This is a genomic window from Ruegeria sp. BC3, assembly GCF_056539265.1.
The window spans coordinates 894,238-909,194 of the sequence record NZ_JBQFUP010000001.1 but is presented as its reverse complement, the minus strand read 5'-3'; the positions used below and the strand labels follow the sequence as shown (position 1 = coordinate 909,194).

15 protein-coding genes are annotated in these 14,957 nt (G+C 58.1%); 12 read left to right on the top strand and 3 right to left on the bottom strand.

The genetic code is table 11. From position 1 onward, the window contains the following. Positions 1 to 50 precede the first annotated feature (50 nt). Both ACR0MV_RS04510 and ACR0MV_RS04505 read left to right on the top strand, forming a co-directional pair. Positions 51 to 1,037 carry a fatty acid desaturase gene (locus tag ACR0MV_RS04510; RefSeq protein ID WP_170428190.1) on the top strand — a complete coding sequence of 329 codons (987 nt, stop codon included), beginning with the start codon at positions 51 to 53 and terminating at the stop codon, positions 1,035 to 1,037. After that, positions 1,034 to 1,759: a helix-hairpin-helix domain-containing protein gene (locus ACR0MV_RS04505; protein WP_480701105.1), complete on the top strand. Its 726-nt coding sequence runs from the start codon at positions 1,034 to 1,036 to the stop codon at positions 1,757 to 1,759. The genes ACR0MV_RS04510 and ACR0MV_RS04505 overlap by 4 nt, the downstream gene beginning before the upstream one ends. A 54-nt stretch (positions 1,760 to 1,813) precedes the next feature. Here ACR0MV_RS04505 and serS read toward each other — a convergent pair whose 3' ends face one another. Then, positions 1,814 to 3,106 carry a serine--tRNA ligase gene (gene serS, locus ACR0MV_RS04500; RefSeq protein ID WP_480701104.1) on the bottom strand — a complete coding sequence of 431 codons (1,293 nt, stop codon included), beginning with the start codon at positions 3,104 to 3,106 and terminating at the stop codon, positions 1,814 to 1,816. A 72-nt stretch (positions 3,107 to 3,178) separates the two neighbouring features. Beyond that, entirely contained in the window at positions 3,179 to 4,843 is a 1,665-nt protein-coding gene (locus ACR0MV_RS04495) for a mechanosensitive ion channel family protein (protein ID WP_480701103.1), read from the bottom strand. Positions 4,844 to 5,044: 201 nt separating this feature from the next. Here ACR0MV_RS04495 and yajC point away from each other — a divergent pair, with 201 nt between their 5' ends. The 10 genes from yajC (at position 5,045) to ACR0MV_RS04445 (ending at position 12,035) form a co-directional block, all read left to right on the top strand. Continuing rightward, on the top strand, positions 5,045 to 5,332 hold the full coding sequence (gene yajC / locus ACR0MV_RS04490; protein WP_170428181.1) for a preprotein translocase subunit YajC: 288 nt from the start codon (positions 5,045 to 5,047) through the stop codon (positions 5,330 to 5,332). Between the two features lie 33 nt (positions 5,333 to 5,365). Further along, complete coding sequence (gene secD, locus ACR0MV_RS04485; protein ID WP_170428178.1) at positions 5,366 to 7,027, top strand: protein translocase subunit SecD; 1,662 nt, start codon at positions 5,366 to 5,368, stop codon at positions 7,025 to 7,027. A gap of 1 nt (position 7,028) precedes the next feature. Then, positions 7,029 to 7,997, top strand: a complete 969-nt coding sequence (gene secF / locus ACR0MV_RS04480; RefSeq protein WP_170428175.1) for a protein translocase subunit SecF — start codon at positions 7,029 to 7,031, stop codon at positions 7,995 to 7,997. Next, entirely contained in the window at positions 7,984 to 8,760 is a 777-nt protein-coding gene (locus ACR0MV_RS04475; RefSeq protein ID WP_480701102.1) for a TSUP family transporter, read from the top strand. Before secF ends, ACR0MV_RS04475 begins: the two co-directional genes overlap by 14 nt. Then, positions 8,747 to 9,100 (top strand): Mth938-like domain-containing protein, encoded by a 354-nt coding sequence (locus ACR0MV_RS04470; RefSeq protein ID WP_170428169.1) that lies wholly within the window; start codon positions 8,747 to 8,749, stop codon positions 9,098 to 9,100. Before ACR0MV_RS04475 ends, ACR0MV_RS04470 begins: the two co-directional genes overlap by 14 nt. A 148-nt stretch (positions 9,101 to 9,248) precedes the next feature. After that, positions 9,249 to 9,863: a heme ABC exporter ATP-binding protein CcmA gene (gene ccmA, locus ACR0MV_RS04465; RefSeq protein ID WP_480701101.1), complete on the top strand. Its 615-nt coding sequence runs from the start codon at positions 9,249 to 9,251 to the stop codon at positions 9,861 to 9,863. Beyond that, positions 9,860 to 10,516, top strand: coding sequence for a heme exporter protein CcmB (ccmB, locus tag ACR0MV_RS04460; RefSeq protein WP_170468630.1), 657 nt, complete (start codon positions 9,860 to 9,862; stop codon positions 10,514 to 10,516). The genes ccmA and ccmB overlap by 4 nt, the downstream gene beginning before the upstream one ends. A 61-nt stretch (positions 10,517 to 10,577) precedes the next feature. Then, a complete protein-coding gene (locus tag ACR0MV_RS04455; RefSeq protein ID WP_480701100.1) occupies positions 10,578 to 11,351 on the top strand; it encodes a heme ABC transporter permease in 774 nt (257 codons plus the stop codon). Then, positions 11,348 to 11,506 (top strand): heme exporter protein CcmD, encoded by a 159-nt coding sequence (ccmD, locus tag ACR0MV_RS04450; protein ID WP_170428156.1) that lies wholly within the window; start codon positions 11,348 to 11,350, stop codon positions 11,504 to 11,506. The genes ACR0MV_RS04455 and ccmD overlap by 4 nt, the downstream gene beginning before the upstream one ends. Beyond that, a complete protein-coding gene (locus ACR0MV_RS04445; RefSeq protein WP_480701099.1) occupies positions 11,499 to 12,035 on the top strand; it encodes a DsbE family thiol:disulfide interchange protein in 537 nt (178 codons plus the stop codon). Before ccmD ends, ACR0MV_RS04445 begins: the two co-directional genes overlap by 8 nt. Before the next feature lie 110 nt (positions 12,036 to 12,145). Here the strand turns inward: ACR0MV_RS04445 and acnA are convergent, their stop codons facing one another. Further along, on the bottom strand, positions 12,146 to 14,836 hold the full coding sequence (acnA, locus tag ACR0MV_RS04440; protein WP_480701098.1) for an aconitate hydratase AcnA: 2,691 nt from the start codon (positions 14,834 to 14,836) through the stop codon (positions 12,146 to 12,148). Between the last annotated feature and the right edge of the window lie 121 nt (positions 14,837 to 14,957).

The window sequence follows — 14,957 nt, the reverse complement described above, 5'->3', positions numbered from 1 at the left end:
CGCACCAGTTTTTGACACCATTGGACCTGACCAACGTGGGGAGCGGCTGGATGGATCTGAGGGAATACACAAGGCAATACGCGGTTCAGGACAATAGATTGGCCGCGCTGAGCTATTTCGGAACGTTTGCGGTGTATTTCACATCGCTGGCACTGGCGATCATTTATGTAGACCGCTGGTATGTGATGATTCCTGCCGGGATCGTCTTTGCCTTCTCTGCAGTGCGTCTTTATGTGCTGCAACATGACTGCGGGCATCATTCGCTGTTCGAAACCCGCGCGCAGAATGAATGGGCAGGGCACGGGCTTTCACCGTTCACATTTGCGCCTTTTGAGGTGATGAAGCAGAACCACAACCTGCATCACGCCGGGATCGGGAATCTGGAGCACCGTGAAACGGGTGAAATCCATACCATGACCGTGCGCGAATGGGAAAACGCCGACTGGAAAACGCGTTTGTTCTACAGGCTTTATCGAAATCCGTTCATCCTGGTACCGGTCGGCGCGCTGTTTACCTATTTCATCCGCTATCGCTGGCCCAAGAATACGGTTCGTTTCGGAGTAATGGGCGTGCTGTTGCATAACCTCTCCATCATCGTGTTCCTCGGGCTTTTGTACTTGATCGCCGGCACGACTGGCATTTTGGTGTGGCTGGTGTTCTCGCTTCTGGGCGGCATGCTGGGTGTGTTCCTCGTCTATCTTCAGCACAATTTCGAAGACACTTACTGGGACCGTCGCCCCGAGTTGGACCCACAGTTGGCGGCGCTTCAGGGCTCATCTGCCTTGGATTTTGGGTGGTGGTTCGACAATGCGGTCGCATGCATCACGCTGCACGACATTCACCATTTCAATGCACGTATTCCGTCTTATCGGCTGCGGGCTTGCCACTATAACCTACCGCCGGAATACACTCCGCGCCGGATCAAGTTCCCCGAGGCCGTGGCGGCACTGAGCCTGAAATTATGGGATGAAGAGGCGAAACGCCTTGTACCGTTTCCGCGCAAGGATCAGTCAGGACGGTTCGCTCATAGCAATTGATACAAAAAACCTTATGCTCGGACATAGGGCTGCGAGGCTGTATATCTTGTGTATATACAGATTGCAGGGATAGACTGAAAGGACAGAGAATGACCGTAGTGACCGAAATCAAAGGTGTAGGTGAGGCGCTTGGACAGTCTTTGACGTCTAATGGGTTCAAAACCGCAGAAGCCATAGCCAAGGCGACCCCCGCTGATCTGGTCAAAGTTCCTCGCATCGGTGAAGCCCGCGCGGCTGTATTGATCGCTGCGGCAAAAGAGGTGGTCGCGGCGAAGCCTGCGGTCGCAAAGCGCGCTGCAACAAAACCCGCCGCAAAGAAAACCGCCCCGGCGCGTGCTGCGGCGAAACCAAGAACCCGCCAGTCACCGGCAAGAAAACCGGCGACGCGCCGAACTACGGCCCGCAAGACAGTTGCCGCGGCAGCGGCCGAAAAGCGGGCTGAAGAGGCGGCGCGAAAAGCCGCCGAAGAGAAAGCTGCAGCCGAACTGGCAGCGGCCAAAGCCAGAAAGAAGGCCAAGGCCAAAGCCAAAGCGGAAAAGGCCGCTAAAAAGCTTCAGGAAATGGAAGCTGTGTTCTCGAAAGCCAAGGATAAGGTGAAAGCCAAGGCGAAGAAGGACAAGAAGAAAGACAAAAAAGACGGCAAGAAAAGCGCCGACAAAAAAGACAAGAGTAAAGATAAAAAGAAAGACAAGAAGAAGGATAAGAAAAAGGCGAAGAAGTAAACCTTCCTCGCCCTTGATCTTTCGGAACCGGCGCCCGTTTGGACGCCGGTTTTCTTATGCCAGCGTGCCGTCCAGCTGCAGGGTCAGCTTGCCGCCCAGGTAAGGGGCCAGAACTTCAGGCAGGGTGACGGTACCGTCGGCGTTCTGACCGTTTTCCAGAACGGCAATCAGGCAACGGCCAACGGCCAGGCCCGAGCCGTTCAGGGTGTGAACGTATTCTGGCTTACCGCCGCCTTCGGGACGGAAGCGTGCGTTCATCCGACGGGCCTGGAAATCACCGCAGGTCGAGACCGAGCTGATCTCGCGATAGGTGTCCTGACCTGGCAGCCACGCTTCGATGTCGAACGTCCGGCGCGCGCCAAAGCCCATGTCGCCGGTGCACAGGATGACGGTACGATAGGGGATGCCCAGTTTCTCCAGAATGCCCTCGGCACAGCGCAGCATGCGCTTTTGTTCCTCATCCGATTTTTCCGGGTGGGTGACCGAGACCATCTCGACCTTTTCGAACTGGTGCTGACGCAGCATGCCGCGTGTGTCCTTGCCCGCGCTGCCAGCTTCCGAACGGAAGCAGAGCGAATGCGCGGTATAGCGGCGGGGCAGGTAGCTTTCCTCGATCATCGTGTCGTTGACGATATTGGTCAGCGACACCTCGGAGGTCGGGATCAGCCACCAACCTTCGCGGGTCTGATAGCTGTCCTCTCCGAATTTTGGCAGTTGGCCGGTGCCCTGCATCATCTCGGACAGAACCAGAACCGGGCCGTTCACCTCGGTCAGTTCGTTCTCGTTGATATGCGTGTCCAGCATGAACTGCGCCAGCGCACGGTGAATGCGGGCGACACCGCCGGACAACAGCACAAAGCGAGAGCCGGATAGCTTGGCCGCCGTCTCGAAATCCATTCCGTTCTGCACGGCTTCAATCTCGAAATGCTCCTTCGGCGCAAAGCCCAGTTCCCGCGGAGTGCCCCAGCGGTTGACCTCGACGTTGTCGTCTTCGTCCGCACCTTCGGGCACGTCCTCAGCTGGCAGGTTGGCGATGCGGATCAACTGATCCGTCAGCAGCGCGTCCAAATCCTTGGCCTCGGTCTGCATCCGGGCGATTTCAGCCTTTTTCTCGGCCACCAAAGCGCGCAGGCGCTGGAACTCATCCTCGTCACCGCGGGCTTTGGCTGCGCCGACTTCTTTGGAGGCCTTGTTCTGTTCAGCCTGCGCGGTTTCGGCCGCCAGAATCTTGGCCCGGCGGCTTTCGTCCAGCCTCAGCAAATCTGACGACACCGGCGCGTCCCCACGGCGCGCAAGTGCGGCGTCGAAGGCGGCTGGGTTTTCGCGAATGGCGCGGATGTCGTGCATGGTTCAGATCCTTAAATGCGTGAATCACTGAAACCGCTTATGCACCATCTGAATGGAAGGGTGTAGCGCCGGTTACGACTTATCCGCGTCCTCGTGTGTTTCATGCGCCAGGTGGCCATCCCAATGCCCGGCCGGTATCTTGGGTTCGGGCGGATCGGCCATGTAAGAGGGCGTCATGATCTGGACGCTATTCTCGTTGAAAACGGCCACGATATTGCGATGCAGATCCGACCGGATTTTCGGAATGATACTGCCGCGGGTCGTATAGCCGTTGATCTGATAGTTGATCGCGTAGTCAGCCAGGGCGGTCCACAAAACAAAGGGTTCGGGCTTGGACTTGATGCCCTTGGTGCGATTGGCAGCCTCGATCAGCATCGCCTCGACCTTTTCCGGTGGCTCTTCGTATCCGATGCCGACAGTCGTGTGCAGCAGCAGCCCGCTGCCGTCCGTTTTCTTTGAGAAATTCACCACATCAGAATTCATAAGCTGCGCGTTGGGGATCGAGATCAGCTCGTTTTTGATGGATTTCAGGTGGGTTTCCATAAGCTTGATCTGAACCACGTCCCCGATGTGATCGCCGATCTGAATCCGGTCGCCGATTGAGGTCGAGCGGCGATAGATCACGAACAGACCGGCCAGCATGTTGGACACGACTGAGTTTGCACCCAGCGACAGCATCGCGCCCACGAGGATGGTCAATCCCTGGAATGCCGCCGAGTCCGAACCTGGGATGTAAGGGACGGCAAAGACCAAGGCGATCAGGATCACAACAACGCGGGCAATGTTGAAGGTCGGGCTGACCCAGTGTTTTTCGAAATCGCCCATGTCGAATGAGCCCGCTTCGACCGCGTCAAAGAACACCCGCATCCCTTTGATAATGTACATCGTCACCCAAGTGATCAGGCCAAGCATGATCATGTTGGGGATATAGCTGAGTATGCCCTTGAAGATCAGCAACACGGGCTCTGTCAGGTAGGTCAGCAGTAGCTGCGCGAAATAGCGGGTTTCAGCGAATGCCAGCAGAACGAAGGACAGGTAATAGTAGAACCCAAGGAAGAAGATGATGAGCAGAACGAAGTTCAACCCATAGCGCACCAGCGCGGCAATTGCCTCGGCTTGCACGCTTTTGGCGGTCGCTGTCTCCACGTCTTTAAGGTGTCGTTTGACGAGTTTTAGTGTTTTGCGTCGAATGCGACGGTGCACCCATAGGATCGCCACCACAAACGCAACAAATCCCAAGGTCCAAGCGGCCGCCTCGATCGCACCGGATACCCTGGCTTGTTCGGTGCGGTTCGCACGGTAGGCTTCGATGGATTGCTTGATCGCGTTCCCGTGCAACACGCTCAGAACGCTGAGCTCCATCTGATCCAATTCTGCGTCAGCTGCCGTAACGATTGAGACCCTTTCACCATCCGCAATTGTCCAGATGCCGATCTCGGTTTCTTCATAGGTGATCTCGACCGTTGGTGCGTCCGAAGCCTCGGCAATTTCGATGATCTTGTTCTGGACACCTTCAGCCCGCTCTGGCGCGGGTAGGGCGCTGGAGCCCCGGACTTGGAACAAGACGTCACCGTCCACGATGACCGGAGCCATGAAAGAGTCCGATTCCTCACCCTCGGGTGGGACCGTGTCGGCCGGTGTTTCCTGCGCAACTGCGACATCTGAAAACCAAAGGCTCGACGCCATGGCTGTCAGAAAATAAACCAGTAAAAGGAATGGCTTGATTTGCCGTACCATATGTCCCCCTTAACCCAAACTATACCCGGATTCAGCAGGGTGCCTAGGACATATCTGCAACGCCTGGATTGTTCTTTGGACAGTGTTGCGACGTCAGGGTGGGGCACAGCGACGCCTTTGCTTGCAAAGGGGCAACTCAGAGCATAGGTTCTCGCCAAATTTGCGGAGCGTGTCCGCAGCATCTAGACAAAGGAATATCCCATGGAAGGTGGCGCAATCGCCCAGTTTCTCCCGCTGATCCTGATCTTCGCGATTATGTATTTCCTGCTGATCCGTCCGCAGCAGAAAAAGATGAAGGAACACCAGGCCATGGTCGAGGCTGTGCGCCGCGGCGATCAGGTTGTCACCCAAGGTGGATTGATTGGCAAAGTAGCCAAGGTCAAAGAAGGCGAGAACGAGATCGAGGTCGAAATCGCCGAAGGCGTCAAGGTTCGCGTCGTCAAGTCGACCATCGCTCAGGTTCTGAACAAGACCGAACCTGCGAAGTAACTTCGCGCGACAATTCCTTGAAAAGGCAGGGTAATGCTGCAAATTGATACCTGGAAGCGGGTTCTGATCTGGTCGGTCTGCGTGATCGGCCTGCTGATGGCCCTGCCGAATGCGTTTTATACGCGCGTCGAGCAATCCAACGATGCCAAGGCCGCGATCGAGCTTGGCATCGACACCCCCGAAATGCAGGCCGAAGCGGCGCAGTGGCCAAACTGGCTGCCGTCGTCGCTGGTCAATCTGGGCCTCGATCTGCGCGGCGGTGCGCATCTGCTGGCTGAAGTTCAGGTCTCGGATGTCTACGAATCCCGGATGGAGGCGATGTGGCCGGAAATCCGTGATGCGCTGCGGGATGAACGCGCCACCGTTGGCACGATCCGCAAACAGGAGTCGGCTCCCGACGAAATCCGCGTCAAAATCAGCCAGCCAGAGGGCATCAACCGCGCGCTTGAGGTTGTGCGCGGATTGGCCCGACAGGTGCAGACCCTGACCGGAGTAGGGGCTACGGACATCGAAGCGCGCGCCGAAGGCGACACTATCGTTGTTCAGCTCTCCGAGGCGGAAAGGCTGGCCTCGGACGACCGCACCGTACGCCAGTCGCTTGAGATCGTGCGCCGTCGTATCGACGAAGTCGGCACGCGCGAACCCACGATTCAGCGCCAGGGCGCGGACCGTATTCTGATTCAGGTTCCCGGCATTGGCAGCGCGGGTGAGTTGAAAGAGATCATCGGCACCACCGCGCAGTTGACCTTTAACCCGGTCGTTGGGCGAGGCACGAATGAAAACGCTGTGCCAGGCATCGGCGAAAAGATAATCCCTTCCATCGATGAGAACGGAATCTTCTACACGGTCGAGTCCGCTCCTGTCGTCACCGGCGAGGAACTGGTGGATGCCCAGCCCTCCTTCGACCAGAATGGACGCCCGGCGGTCAGCTTCCGGTTCAACACATCTGGCGCACGTAAGTTCGGCGACTACACGCTGGAAAATATCGGCCAACCGTTTGCAATCGTTCTGGATGATGAGGTCATCTCGGCTCCTGTGATCCAAAGCCACATTCCGGGTGGTTCAGGTATCATCACCGGCAACTTCACCGTTGAAGAAAGCACCAATCTGGCCGTCCTGCTGCGTGCGGGTGCCCTGCCTGCGGGGTTGGAGTTCCTTGAGGAACGCACCATTGGCCCAGAACTAGGGCAGGACAGCATTGACGCCGGTAAGGTGGCGACCATCGTGGCCTTTGTCGCGGTGCTGACCTTTATGGCGCTCAGCTATGGTCTGTTTGGTATCTTTGCCAACATCGCTCTGATCATCAACGTGGGCCTGTTGTTTGGCCTGTTGTCCCTGATCGGTGCCACGCTGACACTGCCCGGTATTGCGGGGATCGTTCTGACGGTGGGTATGGCGGTGGACGCCAACGTGCTGATCTTTGAGCGTATTCGCGAAGAACTGAAATCCGCCAGAGGGCCGGCACGGGCCATCGAGCTGGGCTATGAGAAGGCGTTGTCGGCCATTTTGGACGCGAACGTGACCACCTTCATCACCGCTGTGATCCTGTTTGCCATGGGCAGCGGTCCGGTGCGCGGTTTCGCAATTACACTGGGTCTTGGTATTCTGACCTCGGTCTTCACCGCGATCTTCGTGACGCGTCTGATGATCGTCATGTGGTTCGAACGCCGCCGTCCGAAAACGATCGAGGTTTGACATGAGACTGAAACTCGTACCCCAGAACACCTCGTTCGATTTCTTCAGCCGCTGGAAAATCTGGCTGGGCATTTCCGGCCTGATGATGGTGATTGCCTTCACCTCATTCATGATCCAAGGCCTGAACTTCGGCATCGACTTCCGCGGTGGGACCACCATTCGAACCCAAAGCGCCGAGGTCGTGGACGTTGGCGCCTATCGCGATGCCATCGCTCCGCTGGAACTGGGCGACGTGACCATCACCGAAATCTTCGATCCGACCTTCGGGCCTGATGAAAATGTCGCGATGATCCGTATTCAGGCTCAGGCCGAGGCAGAAGCAGTGTCGGCTGAAACCGTTACAGCGGTTGAAGAGGCGCTAAAGATTGCGGCTCCGGATATTCAATTTGTATCCGTTGAATCCGTTGGTCCCAAAGTCTCGGGCGAGTTGATCCAAACGGCGGTCATTGCGGTCGCGCTGGCGATAGGCGCGGTGCTTGTCTACATCTGGTTGCGCTTTGAATGGCAGTTCGCTTTGGGTGCGGTCGCAGCGCTGGTGCATGACGTGATCCTGACCATCGGGATCTTCTCGGAACTGCAGATTCGGTTCGACTTGGCCATTATCGCCGCGTTGCTGACGATTGTGGGGTATTCGCTGAACGACACCGTGGTTGTGTTCGACCGCGTGCGCGAGAATCTGCGGAAGTATAAAAAGAAAGACCTCAAAGAAGTGTTGAACATCTCGATCAACGAAACCCTAAGCCGGACGGTCATGACCTCTGTCACGACCCTGCTGGCGCTGATCTCGCTCTATGTGCTTGGCGGAGACGTGATCCGTGGCTTTGTCTTTGCCATGATCTGGGGCGTGATCGTGGGGACGTACTCATCGGTCTTTGTGGCTTCGACCATCCTGTTGTGGCTGGGTGTCAAGCGCGACTGGTCCAAACCGTCTAACAACGCGGGCAATCAGTTCGCGAATGTGGACGCTTGATCTGTTCGGCCAGTCCCCGACGGGGCTGGCCGTACTCTTTTTTGCAGCTTTTCTAAGCGGGGTCGTGCGCGGGTTTTCCGGGTTTGGAACTGCGCTGATCTTCCTGCCTCTGGCGACACCGTTTCTGGGCCCGTTTGGGGCGCTGATCGGGCTGACCATCATGGACATTTTTGGACCGCTGCCCAACCTGCGACGGGCATGGCGAGCCGTGGATCGCGGCGACCTTGTGCGGTTGCTGCTGGGATGCGCCTTGCTTCTGCCGGTTGGCTTGTGGCTGCTCACACTGGTCGCGCCTGAGGTGTTCCGATACGCGGTCAGCCTTCTGGCCCTGTTGATGCTGGCAATCCTGATCCTTGGCCTGCGGTATCAGGGCCGTGTGCGGCGCGCGATGGTGACGGCAATTGGTGGTGCCGCCGGATTTTTAGGTGGTGTCGCAGGCCTGCCTGGACCTGCCGTGATCCTGTTCTACATGTCCCGTCCGCTGCCGATCGAGGTCATCCGCGCTACCATCCTGCTGTTTCTCTTCGGATTTGATTTCCTGATCTTTGGATTCTTATCCGCCATGGGGCGCGTGACGCCAGACAGCATCTTTCTGGGGCTGGCGCTTTCGGTCCCAAATCTGTTGGGCAACTGGCTGGGCGGCCGGCTGTTCAACCCGGAAAAAGAGAAGCTCTACCGCTATGCGGCCTATATTGCGATCGCGGTTGCCGCCTTGTCGGGTTTGCCTATATGGGGCATAGAGGACGCCCATGCGATTGAATGAGATCACATATAACAACGCTGTGCCGATCGACGGCTATGGCCCCGGTTTCTTCCGCATCGGCGGTCAGGTTTACGAGGGCGCGGTTCTGACAGGCGCGCAAGGTACCGCAGCCTGGGGCGGTTATGATGATCGCGAGCCGCTGCTTGCTCTGGCCGAAAATGTTGACGTCCTGCTGATCGGAACCGGTGCCGAGCTCACACACATACCCACAGACCTTCGCAGCGCGCTGGAACAAGCTGGTATCGGCGTCGAGATCATGAATGCGCCAGCTGCCTGCCGGACATACAATGTTCTGCTGTCCGAAGGTCGCCGCATCGCGCTCGCTTTGATCCCCGTATAACCGGATCCTCCTTCATCTGGCCCAAAATACCTCGGAGAGCGCGAGAGGCTGGCCTCTCGCTCCCGCACCCGACAAATTGCTCGGCCCTGCTGTCCCTGCGGCAAATCTCGCCTTTTGCCCCTGTCCGCAATGAGATAAGCGGGACTGCATGACACTGACCGTGACCGACCTAGCCATCGCCCGTGGCGGCATTCCCGTTCTGGAAGGACTTACCTTCTCGCTGCTACCCGGGCGCGCGCTGATCCTGCGCGGGCCGAACGGTATCGGCAAAACGACGCTGCTGCGGACTTTGGCCGGATTGCAGCTGCCACTGGCGGGTACGATCGAAGGGGCCGAGGATCAAATTGCCTATGCCTCGCACTCCGACGGGCTGAAGCCGACGCTGACGGTGGTGGAAAACCTGACCTTCTGGGCTTCGGTCTTCGGAACGCGGGATATTCAACCTGCTCTAGATGCCTTTGAACTGAACGAGTTATCCGACCGCCATGCGGGAAACCTTTCAGCCGGTCAAAAGCGCCGTCTTGGTCTGGCCCGGATGTTGGTCACCGGACGGCCGATCTGGATGCTTGACGAACCAACCGTGTCACTGGACAAGAACGCCGTACAAATGTTTGCCGACGCCGTGCGCGCGCATCTGGGGCAGGGTGGTTCGGCCCTGATTGCGACCCATATCGACCTTGGCCTCGAAGGCGAAGTTCTGGATGTGGGCCCCAACAAGGCCAAGCCAAAGCCCATCGACGATTTTGACGGAGGCTTCCTGTGATCGCCCTTTTGTTGCGCGACCTGAAACTGGCCTTCCGTGCCGGTGGGGGCTTTGGGCTGGGCCTTGCCTTCTTCCTTATCGTGACCGTTCTGGTGCCGTTTTCGGTGGGCCCACAATCCTCGCTGCTATCCACTATCGCGCCCGGCATCCTGTGGCTAGGCGCGCTCTTGGCCTGCCTGCTGTCGCTGGACCGACTGCTTGCATTGGATTGGGAGGACGGATCGCTGGACCTGCTTGCCACGGCTCCGTTGCCGCTTGAGGCTGTCGTGTCAATCAAAGCGCTGGCGCATTGGTTGACGACCGGTTTGCCATTGGTTCTGGCCGCGCCGTTTCTGGGTGTTCTGCTGAACCTGCCGGTACCTGGGTTCTTCTGGTTAGTGATCTCACTGCTGATCGGCACCCCGGCCATGAGCGTGATCGGAACCTTTGGTGCTGCCCTGACCGTGGGCCTGAAACGCGGCGGGTTGCTTTTGTCCCTGCTGGTTCTGCCGCTTTACGTTCCAACACTGATTTTTGGGGCCGAAGTCGCCCGTCGCGGGGCCACCGGGATGGAAACGCAGACACCTTTGCTTATGCTGGGCGGGATCACCGCGGCTACGATTGCGTTGCTGCCGTTTGCCAGCGCCGCAGTGTTGCGGATCAACCTTCGGTGACGCGGTCGCAGTTTGACTGATGTCAATTGAGAACAAGCACGACTCGGACTAAGTAAGGCCCATGTCTATAGCAGCCAAAGCCAACACCCTCTGGGAATACGCCAACCCACGAAAATTCCTGGCAACCAGCGAACGGGTTCTGCCGGTTTTCTGGATTTCGTCCGCCATTTGCCTAGTCGTTGGCCTGGTCTGGGGGTTCTTCTTCACGCCGGATGATTACAAGCAAGGCTCAACGGTCAAGATCATCTACCTGCATGTGCCTGCGGCGCTGATGGCGATCAATTGCTGGCTGATGATGCTGGTAACTTCGCTGGTCTGGCTGGTGCGACGCCACCATGTCAGTGCGCTGGCCGCGCGTGCTGCAGCTCCGGTCGGGATCGTGATGACACTGATCGCTCTGGCAACCGGCGCGATCTGGGGTCAGCCGATGTGGGGCACATGGTGGGCGTGGGACCCGCGTCTGACGTCGTTCCTGATCCTGTTCCTGTTCTATCTGGGCTACGTCGCCCTGTGGGAAGCGATCGAAGATTCTGACACGGCGGCTGACCTGACCTCTGTCCTGTGTCTGGTGGGGTCGGTTTTTGCGCTTCTTAGCCGATATGCCGTGAACTTCTGGAACCAGGGCCTGCATCAGGGGGCTTCGGTGATGCGTGCCGCAGCGGTGACCGGTGCGGATACGGAAGAAAAGGTCTCGAACATCTACTTCTACCCTTTGCTGCTGTGCATGGTCGGGTTTGTTCTGCTGTTCATTGCGCTTGTGCTGTATCGGACCGGAACTGAAATCCGGGCACGGCGGATAAAGGCGCTTTTGGCACGGGAAAGGGTTAGCGGATGATGCCCGATCTTGGAAAATATGCGGACGCTGTCCTGTGGTCTTATGCGGCCTCTCTGGTGCTGTTGGTTGCCCTTGTGGTTTTCTCGGTCCTGCGTGGCCGTAAGGTCCGGGCCGAGATGGAAAAGGTTGAAAACAGGATGACGCGCAATGGCTAAGATTTCACCATTGATGATCGCTCCGCCGTTGATCTTCGGTGCTTTTGCCGTACTGGCGGGGATCGGCATGTTCCGCGAAGATCCCAATGCGCTGCCATCAGCGCGCGAAGGTCAGCCTGCCCCGCCGGTCGTTCTGACCGAGTTTCCGGGAAAGACGCTGTTCGACGATGCCACCTTGCGCGATGGCGAGGTCAAGCTGGTGAACTATTGGGCCAGCTGGTGTGCACCGTGCCGGGCCGAGCACCCAAACCTTGAGGCGCTGTCGGAAGAGGGCATTCCGGTCTATGGCATTAACTACAAGGACCAACTGGCCAATGCGGATGCGTTCCTGACCGAGCTGGGTGACCCTTACGAGGCCATAGGGCGGGATGAGCAGGGTCGCATGGCGCTGGACTGGGGCCTTTATGGCGTGCCCGAGACCTATGTTGTGGACGGAAATGGCACGATCATTTTACGTTTCGCTGGCCCGATCACTCAGCGTGTGATCGAAAACACCATTCGCCCGGCCCTGGAAAAAGCCGGTCAGTAAACCGAACCGTTACTAGGCGGTGCGTGCCTTCGGCACGCGCTCTTTTCTTGGGTCTGGACGTGAGGTCCTGAATGCAAAAGCCCCGGCGCAGAGGCCGGGGCTTTGGTCTTTTAGCCTGCTTTCGCCAGGTTCCTAAGGACGTATTGCAGCACACCGCCGTTTTCGATGTATTCGATCTCGGGCGCGGTATCGATCCGGCATTTCAGCGTGATCGTCTTCTCGGTGCCGTCGCCATAGACGATGGTACAGGGCACCTCTTGCAGCGGTTCGACCGTGTCCAGACCGTGGATCGAGACGGTTTCGTCGCCCTTCAGGCCCAGCGTTTTGCGGGTGTCACCGCCAGTGAATTCCAACGGGATGACGCCCATACCTACCAGGTTCGAACGGTGGATGCGCTCAAAGCTTTCGGCTATCACGGCCTTCACGCCCAGCAGCGCCGTACCCTTGGCCGCCCAGTCCCGCGAAGACCCCGCGCCGTACTGTTCACCGCCGAATACCACCAGAGGAACGCCCTGTTCCTGATACGCCATCGACGCCTCATAGACCGAGGTCTGCTGACCATCGGGGCCTTTGGTGTAGCCGCCTTCGACACCATCCAGCATCTCGTTTTTGACACGGATGTTGGCGAATGTGCCACGCATCATGACTTCGTGGTTGCCGCGGCGCGAGCCGTAAGAGTTGAACTCGCGCGGTTGCACCTGACGGTCGGTTAGATACTTGCCGGCCGGTGTGGTCGTGGCAAACGATCCTGCGGGTGAAATATGGTCGGTGGTGATCATATCGCCGAGGATCAGCAAAACCTTCGCTCCGTCGATATTCGAGATCGTGCCCGGTTCGGCGCCCATGCCCTGAAAGTAAGGCGGGTTCTGGATGTAGGTCGAGGTCGGAGGCCAGTCATAGGTTTCCTGTTGCGGAACTTCGACGCCCTGCCATTTGTCATCACCTTTGAAGACGTCAGCGTATTTGGATTGGAACGCCTCGCGGGTCACGGTTGCTTCGACCAGTTCGGCAATCTCGCTCTGGGTCGGCCAAATGTCTTTCATGAAGACATCATTGCCGTTCTTGTCCTGCCCAATCGGTTCCGATGTCAGGTCGATATCCATCGTGCCTGCCAGCGCATAGACCACCACCAGCGGCGGAGAGGCCAGATAGTTGGCGCGCACGTCGGGAGAGATCCGGCCTTCGAAGTTTCGGTTGCCTGACAGGACCGAAGTAGCGACCAGATCGCCCTCAGAAATCGCCTCGGAGATTTCACGCTGGATCGGGCCGGAGTTACCGATGCAGGTGGTGCAGCCATAGCCCACAAGGTTGAACCCGATGGCGTCCAGATGCTGCTGCAGACCTGCGGCCTCAAGATACTCGGACACAACCTGCGAGCCGGGGGCCAGAGATGTCTTGACCCAAGGCTGACGGTTCAGGCCCAGCTCATGCGCCTTTTTCGCCACCAGACCGGCCCCGATCATCACATAGGGGTTCGAGGTGTTGGTGCAGGAGGTGATCGAGGCGATCACGACCTTGCCCGACTCCATTCCGTATTCTTCGCCTTTGACCTCGACCTGTTTGCCCATCGGGCGCTTGAAGGTCTCGGCCATCTCTTTGGTGAAAGCCGCCTTGGCGTCAGTCAGGGCGACATAGTCCTGCGGGCGTTTGGGACCCGAGATCGCAGGGACGATCGTGCCCATGTCCAGCGTCAGCGTGTCGGTATAGATCGGGGCGTAGTTCTCATCACGCCAGAGACCGTTTTCCTTGGCGTAGGCTTCGACCAGCGCCAGACGCTCCTCATCCCGGCCGGTGTTGCGCATGTAGCGCAGGGTTTCACCGTCGATGGGGAAGAAACCACAGGTCGCGCCATATTCGGGGGCCATGTTGGCAATCGTCGCGCGGTCAGCCAGCGGCAGACGGTCCAGACCTTCGCCGTAGAACTCGACGAACTTGCCGACGACTCCCTTTTCGCGCAGCATTTCAACGACCTTCAGAACAAGGTCGGTGCCAGTAGTGCCCTCGACCATCGAGCCGGTCAGTTCAAAGCCCACAACCTCGGGGATAAGCATCGAGATTGGTTGACCCAGCATCGCGGCCTCAGCCTCGATCCCGCCGACACCCCAGCCCAGAACGGCCATGCCGTTGACCATGGTGGTGTGGCTGTCGGTGCCGACCAGCGTGTCAGGGTAGGCGACCTCATCCCCGTTCTGGTCGGTGTCGGTCCAGACGGTCTGGGCCAGATACTCCAGGTTCACCTGGTGACAGATGCCGGTTCCCGGAGGCACAACGCGGAAGTTGTTGAAGGCCGACTGACCCCATTTCAGGAACTGATAACGCTCCATGTTCCGCTCATACTCGCGGTCCACGTTCATCTGGAACGCGCGCGGGTTGCCGAATTCGTCGATCATGACCGAGTGGTCGATGACCAGATCCACGGGGTTCAGCGGGTTGATCTTTTGTGCATCACCACCCAGCCCTTTGATGCCATCGCGCATCGCGGCCAGATCGACAACGGCCGGAACACCGGTAAAGTCCTGCATCAATACGCGGGCAGGGCGATAGGCAATCTCGCGTGGGTTCTTGCCGCCGTTGGTCGCCCATTCGCCAAAGGCTTTGATGTCGTCGACCGAGACGGAAAAGCCATCATCCTCAAACCGCAGAATGTTTTCCAAGACCACTTTGAGCGCGGCGGGAAGGCGCGCGAAGTCGCCCAAACCTGCCTCTTGCGCGGCGGGGATCGAGTAATAGGAAATGGATTTACCGTTCACGCTTAGGCTGCGGCGTGTTTTGGCAGTATCTTGTCCGACTTTGATGGGCATCTGTGGCCTCCCTCTGAAATGACTTAGGTCTCGGGATTCGCTAAGTGATATCTGCATCACCAAAGCCTTTGGTTCAAGAACCAAGGCGATGCGCTGCGCCTAATGTATACCATTGCACACA

Excerpts from the sequence above, each read along its gene's own strand:
- ACR0MV_RS04510 (WP_170428190.1), top strand. The coding sequence starts at position 51 with ATGGATCTGAGGGAATACACAAGGCAATACGCGGTTCAGGACAATAGA.
- serS (WP_480701104.1), bottom strand. The coding sequence starts at position 3,106 with ATGCACGACATCCGCGCCATTCGCGAAAACCCAGCCGCCTTCGACGCC.
- ACR0MV_RS04495 (WP_480701103.1), bottom strand. The coding sequence starts at position 4,843 with ATGGTACGGCAAATCAAGCCATTCCTTTTACTGGTTTATTTTCTGACA.
- yajC (WP_170428181.1), top strand. The coding sequence starts at position 5,045 with ATGGAAGGTGGCGCAATCGCCCAGTTTCTCCCGCTGATCCTGATCTTC.
- secD (WP_170428178.1), top strand. The coding sequence starts at position 5,366 with ATGCTGCAAATTGATACCTGGAAGCGGGTTCTGATCTGGTCGGTCTGC.
- secF (WP_170428175.1), top strand. The coding sequence starts at position 7,029 with ATGAGACTGAAACTCGTACCCCAGAACACCTCGTTCGATTTCTTCAGC.
- ACR0MV_RS04475 (WP_480701102.1), top strand. The coding sequence starts at position 7,984 with ATGTGGACGCTTGATCTGTTCGGCCAGTCCCCGACGGGGCTGGCCGTA.
- ACR0MV_RS04470 (WP_170428169.1), top strand. The coding sequence starts at position 8,747 with ATGCGATTGAATGAGATCACATATAACAACGCTGTGCCGATCGACGGC.
- ccmA (WP_480701101.1), top strand. The coding sequence starts at position 9,249 with ATGACACTGACCGTGACCGACCTAGCCATCGCCCGTGGCGGCATTCCC.
- ACR0MV_RS04455 (WP_480701100.1), top strand. The coding sequence starts at position 10,578 with ATGTCTATAGCAGCCAAAGCCAACACCCTCTGGGAATACGCCAACCCA.
- ccmD (WP_170428156.1), top strand. The coding sequence starts at position 11,348 with ATGATGCCCGATCTTGGAAAATATGCGGACGCTGTCCTGTGGTCTTAT.
- ACR0MV_RS04445 (WP_480701099.1), top strand. The coding sequence starts at position 11,499 with ATGGCTAAGATTTCACCATTGATGATCGCTCCGCCGTTGATCTTCGGT.
- acnA (WP_480701098.1), bottom strand. The coding sequence starts at position 14,836 with ATGCCCATCAAAGTCGGACAAGATACTGCCAAAACACGCCGCAGCCTA.